This window comes from Natronoarchaeum sp. GCM10025703, assembly GCF_042661985.1.
In the GTDB taxonomy this organism is placed as follows: Archaea; Halobacteriota; Halobacteria; order Halobacteriales; family Natronoarchaeaceae; genus Natranaeroarchaeum.
On the sequence record NZ_JBHSZF010000001.1, the window covers coordinates 2,877,893 to 2,892,642 of the forward strand.

The 14,750-nt window shown below is 63.8% G+C and carries 10 protein-coding genes and 8 pseudogenes; 5 read left to right on the forward strand and 13 right to left on the reverse strand.

Annotated elements, in window-relative coordinates; all coding sequences use genetic code 11:
• Positions 1–13 precede the first annotated feature (13 nt).
• From ACFQH2_RS16110 to ACFQH2_RS16125, 4 genes and pseudogenes are all read right to left on the reverse strand, one after another.
• The gene (locus ACFQH2_RS16110) at positions 14–178 is read right to left on the reverse strand and encodes a hypothetical protein (RefSeq protein ID WP_377055349.1); all 165 of its coding nucleotides are present in this window, start codon (positions 176–178) and stop codon (positions 14–16) included.
• Positions 179–271: 93 nt separating this feature from the next.
• Positions 272–921, reverse strand: a pseudogene (locus ACFQH2_RS16115) (AIM24 family protein); the annotation flags it as partial.
• Positions 922–1,094: 173 nt separating this feature from the next.
• Positions 1,095–1,331 carry a hypothetical protein gene (locus tag ACFQH2_RS16120; protein WP_377077031.1) on the reverse strand — a complete coding sequence of 79 codons (237 nt, stop codon included), beginning with the start codon at positions 1,329–1,331 and terminating at the stop codon, positions 1,095–1,097.
• Positions 1,332–1,351: 20 nt separating this feature from the next.
• Positions 1,352–1,807: pseudogene (locus ACFQH2_RS16125) on the reverse strand (Type 1 glutamine amidotransferase-like domain-containing protein); the annotation flags it as partial.
• Positions 1,808–1,956: 149 nt separating this feature from the next.
• Between ACFQH2_RS16125 and ACFQH2_RS16130 the strand changes: the two are divergent.
• Positions 1,957–3,254, forward strand: a pseudogene (locus ACFQH2_RS16130) (TiaS agmantine-binding domain-containing protein).
• Positions 3,255–3,289: 35 nt separating this feature from the next.
• On the opposite strand, the gene ACFQH2_RS16135 reads toward ACFQH2_RS16130, so the two are convergent.
• From ACFQH2_RS16135 to ACFQH2_RS16150, 4 genes and pseudogenes are all read right to left on the reverse strand, one after another.
• Complete coding sequence (locus ACFQH2_RS16135) at positions 3,290–4,477, reverse strand: pyridoxal-phosphate dependent enzyme (protein WP_377055357.1); 1,188 nt, start codon at positions 4,475–4,477, stop codon at positions 3,290–3,292.
• A 104-nt stretch (positions 4,478–4,581) separates the two neighbouring features.
• Positions 4,582–5,537 (reverse strand): annotated as a pseudogene (locus ACFQH2_RS16140) (succinylglutamate desuccinylase/aspartoacylase family protein).
• A gap of 99 nt (positions 5,538–5,636) precedes the next feature.
• A complete protein-coding gene (locus ACFQH2_RS16145) occupies positions 5,637–5,825 on the reverse strand; it encodes a DUF7576 family protein (protein ID WP_377055361.1) in 189 nt (62 codons plus the stop codon).
• Between the two features lie 50 nt (positions 5,826–5,875).
• A pseudogene (locus ACFQH2_RS16150) lies at positions 5,876–6,894 on the reverse strand (phosphoribosylaminoimidazolesuccinocarboxamide synthase).
• Positions 6,895–6,997: 103 nt separating this feature from the next.
• Between ACFQH2_RS16150 and cofH the strand changes: the two are divergent.
• A pseudogene (cofH, locus tag ACFQH2_RS16155) lies at positions 6,998–8,388 on the forward strand (7,8-didemethyl-8-hydroxy-5-deazariboflavin synthase subunit CofH).
• Here cofH and cofG read toward each other — a convergent pair.
• From cofG to ACFQH2_RS16170, 3 genes and pseudogenes are all read right to left on the reverse strand, one after another.
• A complete protein-coding gene (gene cofG / locus ACFQH2_RS16160) occupies positions 8,385–9,518 on the reverse strand; it encodes a 7,8-didemethyl-8-hydroxy-5-deazariboflavin synthase subunit CofG (protein WP_377055367.1) in 1,134 nt (377 codons plus the stop codon). The pseudogene cofH and the gene cofG sit on opposite strands and share 4 nt — an antisense overlap.
• Positions 9,519–9,637: 119 nt before the next feature.
• On the reverse strand, positions 9,638–10,225 hold the full coding sequence (locus ACFQH2_RS16165; protein ID WP_377055369.1) for an RPA family protein: 588 nt from the start codon (positions 10,223–10,225) through the stop codon (positions 9,638–9,640).
• Position 10,226: 1 nt separating this feature from the next.
• Positions 10,227–11,157: pseudogene (locus ACFQH2_RS16170) on the reverse strand (replication factor A).
• 229 nt (positions 11,158–11,386) lie between these two features.
• Here ACFQH2_RS16170 and ACFQH2_RS16175 point away from each other — a divergent pair.
• Positions 11,387–11,665, forward strand: a complete 279-nt coding sequence (locus tag ACFQH2_RS16175) for a DUF7091 family protein (RefSeq protein ID WP_377055373.1) — start codon at positions 11,387–11,389, stop codon at positions 11,663–11,665.
• Positions 11,666–11,765: 100 nt separating this feature from the next.
• On the opposite strand, the gene ACFQH2_RS16180 is transcribed toward ACFQH2_RS16175, so the two are convergent.
• Positions 11,766–12,872, reverse strand: a complete 1,107-nt coding sequence (locus ACFQH2_RS16180) for an aldo/keto reductase (protein WP_377055375.1) — start codon at positions 12,870–12,872, stop codon at positions 11,766–11,768.
• A gap of 158 nt (positions 12,873–13,030) precedes the next feature.
• On the opposite strand from ACFQH2_RS16180, the gene ACFQH2_RS16185 reads away from it, so the two are divergent.
• Together ACFQH2_RS16185 and ACFQH2_RS16190 are read left to right on the forward strand one after the other, a co-directional pair.
• Complete coding sequence (locus tag ACFQH2_RS16185) at positions 13,031–13,276, forward strand: hypothetical protein (RefSeq protein WP_377055377.1); 246 nt, start codon at positions 13,031–13,033, stop codon at positions 13,274–13,276.
• Between the two features lie 107 nt (positions 13,277–13,383).
• A pseudogene (locus ACFQH2_RS16190) lies at positions 13,384–14,300 on the forward strand (acyltransferase).
• A 68-nt stretch (positions 14,301–14,368) separates the two neighbouring features.
• Here ACFQH2_RS16190 and yciH read toward each other — a convergent pair.
• The gene (yciH, locus tag ACFQH2_RS16195) at positions 14,369–14,662 is read right to left on the reverse strand and encodes a stress response translation initiation inhibitor YciH (protein WP_377055381.1); all 294 of its coding nucleotides are present in this window, start codon (positions 14,660–14,662) and stop codon (positions 14,369–14,371) included.
• Between the last annotated feature and the right edge of the window lie 88 nt (positions 14,663–14,750).

A 14,750-nucleotide genomic window follows, 5' to 3' on the forward strand; every position in this document is an offset into this window, starting at 1 on the left:
GGGGACTGCGGGGTCAGGACGGGTGCTGATGTCTGATTCGCTCGGCGATTTTCCCGGGCACTGGCGTGCCACAGTCCTTGCACTTCCAGGTCGGGTAGACGCCGCCGGGTTCCTTTTCGAGGTCCTGTTTATACTGTAGCCGTGCGCCGCAGACACACCGATGCGTCGCGGGGCTCATGGCTCAACCATCGTGCCACGAGCGCTTAACGGTGGTTGGTCCTGCTGTTTCGTAGGGGAAAGGGAGCGCTCTCAAATCGGGCGTCGGGCTGGCGTGTTCCTCGTGTGGCTGGACGACGACGAACCCGGACTGGCCATCGAAATCCATCTGGAAACGCTCTCCGGACTCCTGACCGACCATATCGGAGAGGTTCCTGTTGACCTGTACGTTCGGCGTGGTTCCGCTCCAGGCGACCGTCGCACTCGGATCCGTCGTGACGGGCGGTTCGAAGATGATCGGATCGGCGTGAGTGGTGATGGCAACGTAGCCCGGGCCTTCGAGATAGACGTTGGTGAATCCGCCAGCGAAAGCCCCGGCGAGGCTATCCATGGACGAAATATCGTAGGAAACGTCCGAATCGAAAGCGAGGACGTCCTCGCCGTTGACCGTAATCGAATCCCCGGCGTCGAGTTCGAGCAGTTGGATCTTCTTTTCGTTGTCAGCGAGATAGACGTGTCCATTTCCTTCGACGCGCATCACCGGCGTTCCCTCACCGGTCGCGGCTTCCTTGATGAAGCCGGTAATACCCCTTCGGGACTACTCTTGCCGGTGAACGATAGGTCACCCGTGTAGGCGACCATCGAACCGGCTTTCGCCAGCACAGAGTCGTTGACATCGATGTCGAGCGTATAGCTGTTCTCCAGTTCGAACGGCTCGTCAGTCTCCGTTGGACCGTGTTCGGAGGTGAAACTCTCGATATTCATGTGTTGCGGGGCCACTTGTAGGTGGCTTCGAGTAAACGTAGACGGGGGCAGAATAAAAACACACCCGCAGTGTTTCTGCTCCGGAACCCCCGGGCAACCGTTGATCGGGCGTCGCGCGACGACCGGAGCGGGATTCTCCCCACTGACCATACCGGCGCTGCTCTATCGACCGATCACAGGAGCGCAGAGAGGTCGTCGAACTCCCCTTCGGGCAGTGTAGAGCACTCAACAGAGCCATCACGATGGGTATAGCTGTACGCCGTTTCCTCGCCAGTCGCCGAGAGAATCCGGTACTGGCCATCACTGATCTCGATCGCACAGCAGTCTTCGAGTGCAATCCCCGACATGGACTCTGCTTCGAGTTCGTCCCGAAACGGGGGCGACGTCCTGCTCCAGCGTGCGGGGTACACGCGAGGTCGTCGATCCAGCCCAGACAATCGGTCATAGTGAACTCGGTTCCCGCTACCGAATCGGAGAGACCACTGGCAAACCAGCACATCGCACCTGCGCTCAGTCCGGTCATGATCGTCCCCTCCTGATAGGCTTCGTAGAGCAGTTGATCGACGCCATGCGTTTGCCAGCAGTCGAGCAACAACGGAACGCTTCCGCCGCCGACGTAGACGACGTCGGCCCAGTCGATGTTCGTCCGGATCTCTTCGCGTTCGACCCCGTCGTCGTGGAGCAGCAAATGGCGGGTCTCGCACCCGAGCGTGTCCCCATAATAGCTATCGAACGTATCACAGTATCCGCCAGCATCGCCGCTCGCCGTGGGGACAAACAAGACGCGAGGCGTCGCAGAACCGGCCGCGTCACAGATGTACTGGTCGATCGGTTCTGTCTCCTCTCTTGCAATCTCGCCACCACCGATGGCTACGATCCTGCTCATACTGCCGTAGTATCAACAGTCATACAAATATCTATCCGTCGTACTGATCGCGATTGCTATGGACGGTTCCTGAGAAAGAAGCAGGGCTGTTAATAAACGCCCGAACGGGAGTCGCAAGATTAGTTGCGTCCGCGTGGGTAGAGGAGGTAATGACGATCATCGGGGTCGACGACACGGACTCGCGCGAGCGGGGATGTGTACGACCTACGCGGCGAACCGCATCGCGAGCGAGGTGACCGCGGCGGGCGGAGTCATCTCTCGCGTTCTGCTGATACGGTTGAACCCCGCCGTCGAGCACAAGACCCGCGGAAACGCCGCGCTCGCGGTGCACACGGATCTCGCGCCCGACGTGGCGTTCGAGATTGCACACGAGTTCGTCGCCGACGCCGCGGCGACCGAGGACCCGCGGACGAACCCCGGCCTCGTCGTCGCCGAGAGCGGGCCCGACGCCGTCCCGGACAGCGTCGCCGCCTTTGCAAGGGATGCCATGCGTCGCCACCACGACCTCGCGGACGCGGAGCGACTGATCGACACACACGGCTACCGGAGCGCTGGCTGGAAAAACGCCAGAGGGAAGATCGGTGCACTCGCCGCAATCGGCGCGTGGCGCGCACACGAGGACTGGACCGTCGAGTACATCTCCTACCGCGAGGCAGAACGGCGGGGAACGCCCCGAGAGATCGACGTCGACTCCGTCTTCGACGCGGCCGAGGAGCAGTACTCGCAGGCGTGGGACACGATCGACCGGGTCGAAGGACAGGCCGTCTGTGTCCCGCACACCCCGGGACCGATCCTCCACGGGATCCGTGGTGACGACGAGCAAGCGGTTCGGGCCGTCGCCGACCGCATCGAGAGCGAACCGGTCGAGTCCGCCAGGCTATTTTATACCAATCAGGGAACCGACGCACACCTCCTCGACGGGGCGCTCGGGGACGTCGAGAACGGGCACGCCTACCGCGTGGACGGGACGGTCGTCGCACCGCCCGAGACCCGCGAGGGCGGCCACGTCTTCCTGACGCTCGGCGACGAGAGGAGCGGAAACGGCGAGGCCGACGAGCAGGGGACGGAACTACCCTGCGCGGCGTTCGAACCGACCAAACGCTTCCGGAATCGCGTCCGTGCGCTCCGGGTCGGCGACCGACTCACTGTCTGTGGCGAGGTGAGCGACGGGACGCTCAAACTGGAGAAGTTCGCCGTCCGGGCGCTCGACGACGTCGAGTACGTCACGCCGACCTGTCCCGACTGTGGCAACCGGATGGAGAGCGCGGGCGCGGGACAGGGCTACCGCTGTCGTGACTGCGGAACGAGCAGAGACGGAAAAGTCGAACGGCGAGTCGGCCGTGACCTGGACCCCGGTTGGTACGAAGTGCCGCCCTGTGCGCGCCGACACATCGCGAAGCCGCTCGTGCGGGGCGGGTTCGACGCACCGATCCATCCGGAGCGGTGAGGCGGGGGCGGCGAGTCCGTCGCAGTTCGGCCCGTTCAGAGCGTCTTCATGCCGCTCCCGGTGAGCGGGACGACCACGTCGTCGTCCGGGGAGAGGACGCCCCGGTCGCGGTACTCGTGGAGGGCGGCCGTCGCGACTGCGCTCGTCGGTTCCACGTAGAATCCGTTGCGGTGGAGCCGATCGAGTTCGCTCTCGACGTCGTCGTCGTCCAGCGCAATCGCGTCGCCGTCGGTCTGCTCGATGGCATCGAAAAGCTGGCCTTTCCGCGCCGGGTTCCGGATCTGGATGCCGTCCGCGAGGGTGTTCGGCTCCGGATCGCTCTCGTCGTTGCCGAGCGCTTCGGTCAGGGCGTTCGTCGGTTCCTCGGGGTCGTCACCGTGGAGTTCGCTGGCGATCGGATCGTAGCCGACCGCCTGCGCGCCGAGCAATCGAGGCATAGCGTCGGTGTAGCCGGCGTCCCGGAGCGCGCTGAACCCAAGATACGCGCCGAGGAACAGGGTGCCGTGGCCGAGCGGGACGACGACCGCGTCCGGCACCGACCACTCGCGCTGGGCGGCAATCTCGTAGGCGAGCGTGGCCGTCCCGGCGTAAAACGCGGGGTTCCACGCGTGGCTGGCGTACCAGCCAGTCCCGGACTGGTGTGGGCCGTCGACCGCTCCCTCGCCCTCGCCGCTTTCGACGGCGTCGAGGCAGGCCTCGGTGACGTCCGCACGCGACCCCTCGACACGGATCGGGCGTGCCCCGGCCCGCTGGATGGCGACCAGTTTCGACTGTTTCACGTCCGCAGGGACGTAGATGTCGGCCTCGATGTCGGCGCGGGCGGCGTAGGTGGCGATTGCCGCACCCGCATTACCGGAGGAGTCCTCGATCACTTTCTCGACGTCGAGCGCCGCGGCCCGGGACAGCGTCAGCGTTGCGCCGCGGTCCTTGTAGCTTCCCGACGGAAACAGATACTCGAGTTTGAACTGTGCGTTCCAGTCGTCGCTGTCGACCAGCGGGGTAAACCCCTCGTTCAGCGTGACCAGCGGCGGTTCGGGAAGGAACTCCTGAAACGCCCACAGTCCGAGGTTTCGGTCGATCGAGCGGGCGACCGGCGGGGAGGTTCGGCCGGGGAGCGGTTGTTCGGCGTAATCCAGCGGTGCGCCGCAGACGCACCGCCACGGCTCCTCGGCGCTCGCGGCGTACGTTCTGTCACAGGACCGGCAGTGGAGATCAGTCGTCATGGGTCAAGTACTCGCAGGGCAGCAGGGGTGCTGCCGTCGTCTGTGCGATACTCACACACATCAGAGCCAAGAACGTTTCGCAGTCCGATGACGGCACCCGACGCTCAGTAGGTGTCGATGCTGGTCCCGACCGAGCAGACGTACTCGCCCGTCGCGACCTGTGGGAGGCGACGGGTCCGCCAGAACACGCCGTCGCTGTCCGCGGTGACCTCCGATTTGACCGTGCCGAAGACGTCGGTGATCGTAAAGAGCGTCTCGCCCGCCGAGACCCGGTCGCCCAGATCCGTCTGGAAATCGACTATCCCTCCGGAGGGGGAGCCGTACTGATCGAAGCCTGACGCGCGGATCTGTGGCTCGACCTCGCCCATTCCGGACAGGAAGTCGTACTCGTGGAGGACGTTGAACAGCCCCTCGACGCCTCTCTGTACGCTCTCCTCGTCGAGGCCGACAGCGCCGCCGAGTTCCGGATCTATCGTCGGGACCCCCTCGTCCGGCGCGGCCCGGGCAGCTGTCCGTCCGGCCCTTTCTGATCGAGAATATAGCCACAGCCGAACGTCTTGGCCAGGTCGAGACAGGCCCGGTGTTTACGATGGCGTGAGCCACAGCGGACCCGCGTCTCGTTGATCATCCGGCTGGTCGAACCCTGATGCAGATCGACGACGAGATCCGACCCCGCTGCGATGTCGAAAGTCGCTTTCGCGATCCGTTCGCTCGATGTTCCGTTCTGGTCGCCGGGATAGACGCGGTTCATCTTGGTGTCGTCGATCGGATTACGATGCTCTGCGACCTGGAAGGCGTGGTAGTTGACGATACCGACGATCAGGATCTCTCCCGCAAGCGCCGCGGGATCGACCTGGGGTACGAACTCCCGGAGCACTCCAACGCCGTTCAGTTCGTCGCCATCGCTCGCCGCCTGGAGGTACAGTCGTTTGCCGTCCTCAGCTCCGTTGATCACCGCGACCGGCAATCCCACCGGGCTGCCGTCACGGGTCTCGCCGACTTGCAGTCGCCCGGTTTCGATCTCTCCGGGGTCTGCGCTGGCGGTACCCAGCGTTGTCATTACCTACACTGCGGGATGCCACGCTCTTAGTCAATTCGGTATTCGCAAGGGCAGGAGCTATCGCTGGCGGACCGGAGACACGACCGGAATACGAAGATATCAGTGTGCGTCGTCCCACTCGTCCTCGCAGGACGCCGAACAGAAATGTCGATGTTCGACCGCTCCGTCGTCCACCCAGCTCCGGACACGGTGTGACGGGTCCCCCATGATCGGCACGTCGCAGACGACGCATCTGGGGGCGTCGTCTTCAGTGACGTCCTCCTCGAGATCTGAAGTCGGATCTACCATTGTTCCCACTGAAGTAGACGACAGGTTTTAAATGTTCTATTTCAGGGACGCTACAGCTCTCGCGCCGCGGCAACGGCCTCGTCGAGGCCCGGCGCGTCGAACAGCTCTCGGCCGAGATAGGCGTTCGCACCGGCAGTGTAGATACTGCGTGCGGTCTCGATGACGACCTCGTCGAGTGACTGGGGCTGGACATCACAGAGCGTTCGCCAGTCGGCGACGTCGGTCTCTTTTGCCTCGGCTTTCGCGGCGTCGACGGCCTCGACCCAGTCTGGCTGGGTGCGCTTGTGGTACTGGCGGATGACCTCCTTCGAGAGTTGCTGGCCGTCGTAGCTGAACCGGTTCTCGTCGAACGTGCCGACGACGTCGGCGACGCGGATCTCGTCGTCGTACAGCAGACACTCGATCTTCCCGTCCTCGTGGGTCATCCCGACCGCTTCGGCGCGCTCGGTGACGACGCGGTTGACCTCGCGGGCGACGGTTTCGAGGTCATCGATCGACGCGATGCCGGCGATCCGGTCGGCTTCCCCGCGGTCGAGATACCGGTCCGACTCCTCGTACTTCGTCGAGAACTCGACGACCGGTTCGTCGAGGTCGACCGCCTCGTCCGGCCACTCCGCGAGGTCGAGGCCGTGATCGGCCGGGGCGGTCCGGCGGCGCAGGCAGAGCCGACCGGCACGCGGTTCCGGAACACTATCTCCAGGGGGACGAGATAGTTCTCGCCCGCGGCCTCGTGGTAGGCGTCGTAGTCGTAGCTACGCCCCTCGTGTGGCAGGTCGGGGACCTGCGTGAGATCGATCGCCATCTCGGTCGGCGGGGCGTCGACGTCCGCGAGCGGGAGGACTTCGCCGTCCTCGACGACGCCGCGGTAGTGCGTCGGAACGCCCTCGCGTTCGAGCAACTCGAAGTTGTACGCGCCCATCGCACAGAGGCTGGCCCCCTTCTCCGGAATCTCGTCCGGCATCTGGCCCCAGTCGAACACCGAGTATGCGTCGGTGAAGACGAACGCGCCCCGACCGAGTTCGTCGGCGGTCGCCTCCCTGTCGACGCGGAACTGCTTGACGCTGGTCATACTCCAACTCCCGAAGTCGCGGATTATGTACCTGCCGGAACCTAACGAGCGCCCCCGTCCGAACCCACGCACGTTTTTACCACGGAGTCCCCTAACTCGGGTGATGGCCGACGGCTTCGAGACGGGCGTGGACGTGGACGACGAACCGTCGCTACGGTTCGAGCACACTCCGACCAGCGACCAGTCCTTCGAAAACGCGCTGGCGAAAGCGCGGAGTGGTGACAGACTCACGGTCGACGACGCCATCGAGTTATTCACGACCGGGAGCGAAAGCGAGGGCATCGACCGCCAGCGCAAAGAACAGGTGCTCGAAGCCGCGGACCGCCGCCGCGCCGAGGTCGTCGGCGAGGAAGTGACCTTCGTCGCGAACCTCAACAACAACGTTACGACAGCCTGTGACGTTGGCTGTCTGTTCTGTAACTTCAAGGACGCCGCCCAGCGATTCGAGAGCGACTACGAGGGCGAGAACGACGGCTTCACCAAGACGCCCGCCGAGTCCCGCGATATCGTCGACGGCGCGCTCGACATGGGGATCTACGAGGTCTGTTCGGTCTCGGGACTCCATCCCGCCTTCGCGCTGGACGACGAGCATCGCGAGATCCTGGAATCGCTCGACGACGCCGAGGTTCAGTACACCCCACCCGAGGAGTACGACGCCGATCCCGGCACCTACGTCGAGCAGATAGAGGCGATGAACGTCGACGACATCCACGTCCACTCGGTGACGCCGGAGGAGGCCTATCACGCTCGCCGCGGCACTGACTGGGAGTACGAAGAAGTGTATCGCCGACTGCGCGAGGCAGGCCTCGACAGCGTCCCCGGCACCGCCGCGGAGATACTCGTTCCGGAGGTCCGTGAAGCGATCTGTCCCGGCAAGGTCGGAACCGAGGAGTGGCTGACGGCGATGGAAGGGGCCGCGAACGCCGGCCTCGATCTCACTGCAACGATCATGTACGGCCACGTCGAAAACGCCGCCCACCGGGCGATGCATCTCGAACGTGTACGAGAGCTCCAGGACCGAACTAATGCGATCACCGAGTTCGTCCCACTCAGCTTCATCCACCCGGAGACCCCGCTCTACCGCCAGGGACTGGTCGAGGGGGCGCGAGCGACGACGAGGACGAGTTGATGATCGCGGTCTCGCGGCTCTTTCTCGACAACATCGAGCACATCCAGTCCTCGTGGGTCAAGTACGGCGACGAACAGGGCCTGAAGATGCTGAACTGCGGGGCCGATGACTTCATGGGGACGATCCTCTCCGAGGAGATCACCAAGCGTGCGGGCGGGGACTACGGCGAGATCCGCACCTTCGAGGAGTACGTCGAGATGATCGAGTCGATCGGCCGCGTCCCCGTCGAGCGCTCGACGGATTACCGGAAGCGGCGGCGACTCGACGGCGACGACGACCCGCTCGGCCCGTTGCTCGGCCCGCGCGCCGACGGGACGCCGATGCTCGATCGTCCGAAGACACCCCGTCCGGCAGCAGACGACTAATCGTCCGCGATAATGCCGCGATAGCGCTTACCGGCCGGCGATTGCTCGGTCATGGCGGCCACGACGCGCTCGGAGAGCCAGTCGTCTCCCTCCGCGACGATACCGTCGAACCCGGGAGAGCGCAGTTCGGGCGGCAAGAACCGCTCGTACACCGGTAGGCGCTCGCGAAGGGGCACCCCGGCGTAGTCCGCAATCGCTTCGAGTTCGTCCAGCGCCGGCCACGCGTACTCGGGATTGATGTGGTCGTCGGTGATCGGCGAGACGCCACCCAGATCGTCGACACCGCAGTCGATCAGTTCTCTGGCGGGAGCGAGGTTCGGTGGGACCTGGACCGAGACCTCCTCGGGAAGCGCGACACGCGCCATCGAGACCACGCGTCGCATCGTTGCGATGTCGGGCGACCCGTCCTGCCAGCGCTCGTTCTCGCTGACCGGCTGGACGATCACCTCCTGGATGTGGCCGTACCGTTCGTGCAGCGCGCGGATCGCAAGCAGGCTCTCCGCCCGGTCGCGCCAGTCCTCGCCGATGCCGACCAGAATACCGGTCGTGAACGGGACCGAAAGCTGCCCCGCGTTTTTGATCGTGTTCAGCCGCTGTCCCGGCGTCTTCTGGCGCGGGCCCGCGTGGACGTCGAGGTCGGCAGTCGTCTCCAGCATGACGCCCATGCTGGCGTTGAGGTCCGCGACGGTCGCCATCTGTTCGTAGCTCTGATCGCCGGGATTGCTGTGGGGGAGGATTCCCTCATTCAGCGCGATTTTACAGACCGCCCGCAGGTACTCGTGGATCGAATCGTGGCCCCACTCCGAAAGCTGGTCGTTGACGGCTGTGTAGCGGTCGTCGGGGTCGTCGCCGAACGTAAACAGCGCCTCCGTACAGCCCGCGTCAGCGCCGGTTTGCAGGATATCGCGAACCGCTTCGGGCGAAAGCAGCGTCGCCTCGCCCGGCGCGTCGAAGTAGGTGCAGTAGGTGCAGGTGTACCGACACGCGGTCGTGAGTGGGACGAACACGTTCCTCGCGAAGGAGAGTTCTGCCGCCGGTTCGACATCCTCCGGTCCGACGTCGAGTAGCGACTCGACGGCTGTCGGGTCCACGCTCACGTCTACGCCGTACTCGTCGGTCCCTGGGATCACGTCGTCGGGAGTAGCGGAGCCACTGATATAAACGTCTCACTCCGGGATCAATACTGCCGGGATCGGCACCAGCAAAAAACTGGATCGGCGGTAACCGCCGTCGAAACGCGGTGTCCCGCTCAGTCCGGGTTCGGTGCGGTCTGCTCCTCCAGGTCTTCCAGCGCCGTGACGACGTCCCGACGGTAGTTTTCGAGCGGCAGTTCGTACTCCTCGTCGGCCATTGCGGCGTACTCGTCCGTTTCGGGATCGAACGTGTCGATACGATCGATCGTTCGATCGGCAGTTTCGACGACCCAGCGGTCGCGGATGTCGTCGTCGACCACCGTGATCGACTCGGGCCGAACGGAGACGTTGGTTTCGCCGTCGTCGGTCTCGTAGGTCCGAGGTTTGCCGACCACCGCGACGTACTCCGGCGGTTCGAGATCGCGGAGCATCGAGGCGGCCTCGGGCTGGTACTGGCCAGCGTAGACGAAGAACGTCCCGGTCGGATCGACGATCCGGCCGCGCCAGTACTCGTTGTCGTCCCCGACGTCCTCTTTCTCGGTCAGCGTCCCGACGAAGAACACGCGGTTCGCGTGCTCGCCCGTCGGCAAGAGCGCGTAGACCGGCGCGCGCTCGTCGTCGGATTCCTTGAACGTGAAGCCTGCGTCGTTGAACTCACTGGCGAAGACGCGGCGTGCGACCTCGCGGGATGGTGCGTCACTCATATCAGATCGACCTCGCTTTGATCAGCGTTTCTTCAGCATCATCTGGCGCGTCAGCTCCTCGACGACATCCGCGAGGACGTAGCGGCCGAACACCGGCCCCTCGACGCGGTAGTACTTGCCCAGCAGTTTGCCGGAAATCTCGTCGGCGACAACCGTCGTGTCGAGCGCGTCCATCGCCATTTCCTTTGCCTCTGCGAGGGTGATGTCGGCGACCGCTTCGGTCGCTTCCTTGTCGAAGATGACCTCGTGGGCGTCGAGGCCGTCGTCGATCACGCCCTTGATACGCAGGTCGAACTCGCCCTCGCCCTCGCCGTGTTCGGCACAGCGGCCGTTCTGGAGGACGCGGGTGCAGTCTTCCTCGGGACAGCGCTTGATCAGGCCGCTACCGCTCTGGATATCGACCAGCGCGCCCTCGACTGCCTCGGTGTCGTCGCCGACTTCGATCTCCGCGTCTATCTCCTCGATAGTGGTCGTCCGGTTGAGTTTCACCGAGTGCTGGCCCTCGTACTCGTCGGTGACGACGTTTCCGAGCCGGTAGGCCTGGCCGGCTTCGAGTTCCTCGAGATCCGATTTGGCCCACTTGGTGAACTTGATCGTCCCGCTCTCGTCGCCGAGCAGGCCGACCTGTCCCACGGAGTCGCTCCGTGGCTCCCAGAGGTCGACGACTTTCGCCTCGACCGTAACCCACTGTTCGGCCTCGTCGACCTCGGCCAGTTCGACGAGTTCGCTGCCGTCGCCGCCACCGAGCGCGTCGCGCTCTGCCCCGCCTCGTCGAGGTAATGGTTGGTGACGCTGCGGCGCGCCTCGTCGACCGGCACCTTGTACTCGTCCACCAGGTTCGAGAGTCGCGACTCGATGTCGTCTACGTCTACGTCCAGGTGGTCCGAGAACTGTTCGTGTATGTCTTCCGCGTGGTTTCGAAGATCGCTCATGGTGTGTCTCGTCTCCGCTTTGTTTTCTGGTGGGAGACATCCGAGAGTAGGCCGGGATCGTATATAAATATCAGGGAGCCGCATCGGAAGTAAAACCGCAAGAGTACGGCGACATACTGCTGTCGACACGTATGAGAGACGAATCTGGTCACACGCTCGGTTTTACACCCCGATGGGTCTTAGTGGCCAGACCACCAACCCGGGGGTATGACACCGGTCGGTGGTCCCCGTGCCTGACCGCGAGCGCGTCGAGCGGTTCATTCGTTCGACCCTGCAGAACGCGGGCCGACAGGTCGCCGAGGCGAAGGAGTCCTACCGCGAGGGGAAGACAACGGCACAGTTACCGCGCGACGACAAGGGCCGGGTGCGACTCGTCTGTCGCCGCTACGCCGAGCGCCGCGCCGTCCGCCTCGATTCGGACGGACGGCCCGCCTGTTTCGATGCCGACCATCCCGACTGCCGCGGCTGTGCGGAAGACGTCCAGGAAGGCATCGTCGAAACGTGGTAACGGTTCACGAAGCGCGCGGTGAAAGTGAAACCTGAGAGTACAAGTGCCGAGCTTTCTTGCGGTTTCAGAAGCGAAGCAGCGGGGTTAACTCCGATCGCGATCAGTCGCCAGTCGCGGGCTGGACGTCCGCCGCCTCGATGTCCTCGCCGCCGACCGAGGAGCGGTAGTTATCCATCCCGTCGTCGCGCTCGATACCGAAGTTGTCGGCGTAGAGATCCTGTACGCGCTCGTATTCCTCGTCGGTGAGGGCGGGCGCGTCGCTCGCGGCCGCCCACGCGTCGATGTCGTCGGTGGTGCGGAACGTCGGCGTGACGGTAGCGACCGAGTCGTGATAGAGGAGCCACTGGATGGCGGCCTGGGCCATGGTGCGCTCGCCGCCGTGTTCTCGCGGTTGTTCACCGCTCGAATCCGCCGCGGAGCGTTGCTCCGCGCGTTCCAAAAATCGGAGTTGCTCCAGTTTCTCCCAGCCGGTCTCGTACCATGCCGTCGGGCGGTGCGAGCGGTGGTCACCATCGCCGAGTTCGGTGTCGGGAGTCACCTGTTCGTTGAGTAGTCCCGAGGAGTGGGGAACGCGGGCCATGACGCTGGTGTCGGCGCCGGTGCGTTCGATCTCGTCGACGAAGTGTTTGCCCGGCCCCTGCTCGAAGAGGTTGAAAACGGTCTGGAGTGCGTCGAACTCGTGTTCGACCGCGGCCTCGCCCTCCGCAAGCCAGCCAATGGAGGGGCCGAGCGCCCAGCCAACCGAGCCGACCCGTCCGGACTCTTTCAGTTCGTCGAGCGTCTCCAGAACGTCTCGGTCGACCTCGTCGACGTTGGCGTTGTGTAGCTGCAGCAGGTCGACGTAGTCGGTGTCGAGACGATCCAGCGAGCGGTCGAGCGCGGTCTCGATCCACTCGGGCGTGACCTCTTTCGGGAGTTCGCCGTGACCTGCCTGCGGGTTGTTGTAGAAGTCGTAGCCGACTTTCGTGCCGATAGTGACTTCCTCACGGCGGTCCGCGAGCGCCTCGCCGATGATCTCCTCGCTGGCACCGTGACCGTAGACGTCGCCAGTATCGAAGAAGGTGATCCCCTGATCGACAGCGTGACGCACCATTTCGATCGCTTGCTCTTCGTCACGGTCGCCCCACCAGTCAGTGCCGACGACCCACGCACCGAAGCCGACCTCGCTCACTTCGACGCCGCTCTCTCCGAGCGTTCGGTAGTTCATAGATGCCCGTTGGAAGTGAGGATACTTAGCGCGTGCGGATACTCACCGTGCGGAAACTTTCTTTTGAGCAAGAGCCAATTATTTTGAGCAAACAGCAGTGTAGAGATTAACTCCAGAATGGGAGTATATTTATTATCTTCCAGCTACCAGCAGTCTGTATGGAAAACCGGATCGCCGCGGAAATTAACTCTGAGGAGGGCGGGAACGAAGGTGACGAAATCGATGGCGTCGATCCCGACGAGGTCGTCGAACTGGACGAGGAGCCAGCCGTCGAAGCCGAGGGCCCGACCCCGGAACGGTTCGAGGAGTTCCTCGACGGCGTCGAGACCGATCGCGTGGAGACGGACGCGGGCGAGGACGACCCCATCGACGCCTCGATGGACGAACTGTTCGACGACCGGTAGCGGATCTCCCGGATGGCGCTGTCCTGTCCCGTCAGCTCGCCCCTCAGAGAAGCGGCGAAGGAGACCCGGACGGAAACCCCTTTTAGCTCCGGCGGATAACATGTCCCATGACCAAGCGCCACGTAAGCCTTCCAGCGGAGGCCGAGGGGGCCTAGAGGCGTTCATCGGCGAAATCGACAGGCGACTCGCATCGGACGAGGATACCTGTGCTATCGTCGAGGACGTACTCGTCGACCTCCACGGTGACCGCGAGGCCTACAATCGGTGGCAACAGGGCGGGGACGTCTCGCCCGCCGAGCAGGTCCGTCTGCAGGGGTACGATCCGTGTAACTCGACGTTGGAAAGCGAGTACTACGCGGAGAAGGACGAAGAAAAGTTCCAGCGCTCGAAACACCTCCAGTGGCTCTGGCGGCAGTTCGACGCGACACCGATGGCCGACAACGTCGAGTTCGCCCTCCGGTTCCGCCGAATGCTCGCCAACCACCTCTTCGCGGAGTGTGGTGAGAACTGCCGTTTCTTCAAGGGGATCTCGGTCACGTACGGCCACAATATCGAGGTCGGCGACAACGTCGTGATCCACGACGACGTGCATCTGGACGACCGCGGCAAACTCACCATCGGCGACCGGGTCTCCATCTCGGACGGCGTCCATCTCTACAGTCACGATCACGATATCGTCGACCAGACGGAGGTCCGGAACTACCACACGACCGTCGACGACGACGCGCGCGTCACCTACGACGCGATGGTCCGGGCCGGCTGTCACGTCGGCGAGAACGCCATCGTCGGCGCGCGCGGTGTCGTCCAGACCGACATTCCGGATCACCACATCGCGGTCGGGATGCCAGCCAAAAGCGTCAAAATCAAACCCGGATTCGAGGACAAAGCGGTTCCCGTCGACGCTGACGGCGTCAACGCGAACAGGCAATCCGAACGCGAACTCGAGTACGACCTTCCCGATGATCTGGAGCAGTTCGACGAGTTCCAGCGCGACCTCGATCCAGTCCGGTCACACGACCGATAGAGCGGGCGCTCGTCGGCGAAGAAAGTGAGAGAGGTCAGCCGACCCGTCGAACGACCGGCGGCAGTCAGTCAGGCAACGGTAAACCCACGGTCTCTGAGGAAGTCCTCGACACGTCCGGAATGGTTGCCCTGGAGTTCGATTTGACCGTCCTCGACGGTTCCACCGCACGCGAACTTGGATTTCAGGTCCGAAGACAGGCTATCCAGATCCACGTCGTTGGGATCGAATCCATCAATAATCGTTACCTCTTTGCCGTATCTGCGCTCGTCAATGCGGATCTCTATCTGTTGGGATTCCTTGGCCACGTCTTCGCAGACGCAAAGCTCTTCGGGCAGCCCGCACGTCGAGCAGACTTCCGACATTACACGTGAATGTATGCTACTATCATATTAAACGTTGTCGGGACCGGAGTGCAACGCCAGACAGCTGTTCTGCGACTGCGAGCGCTCG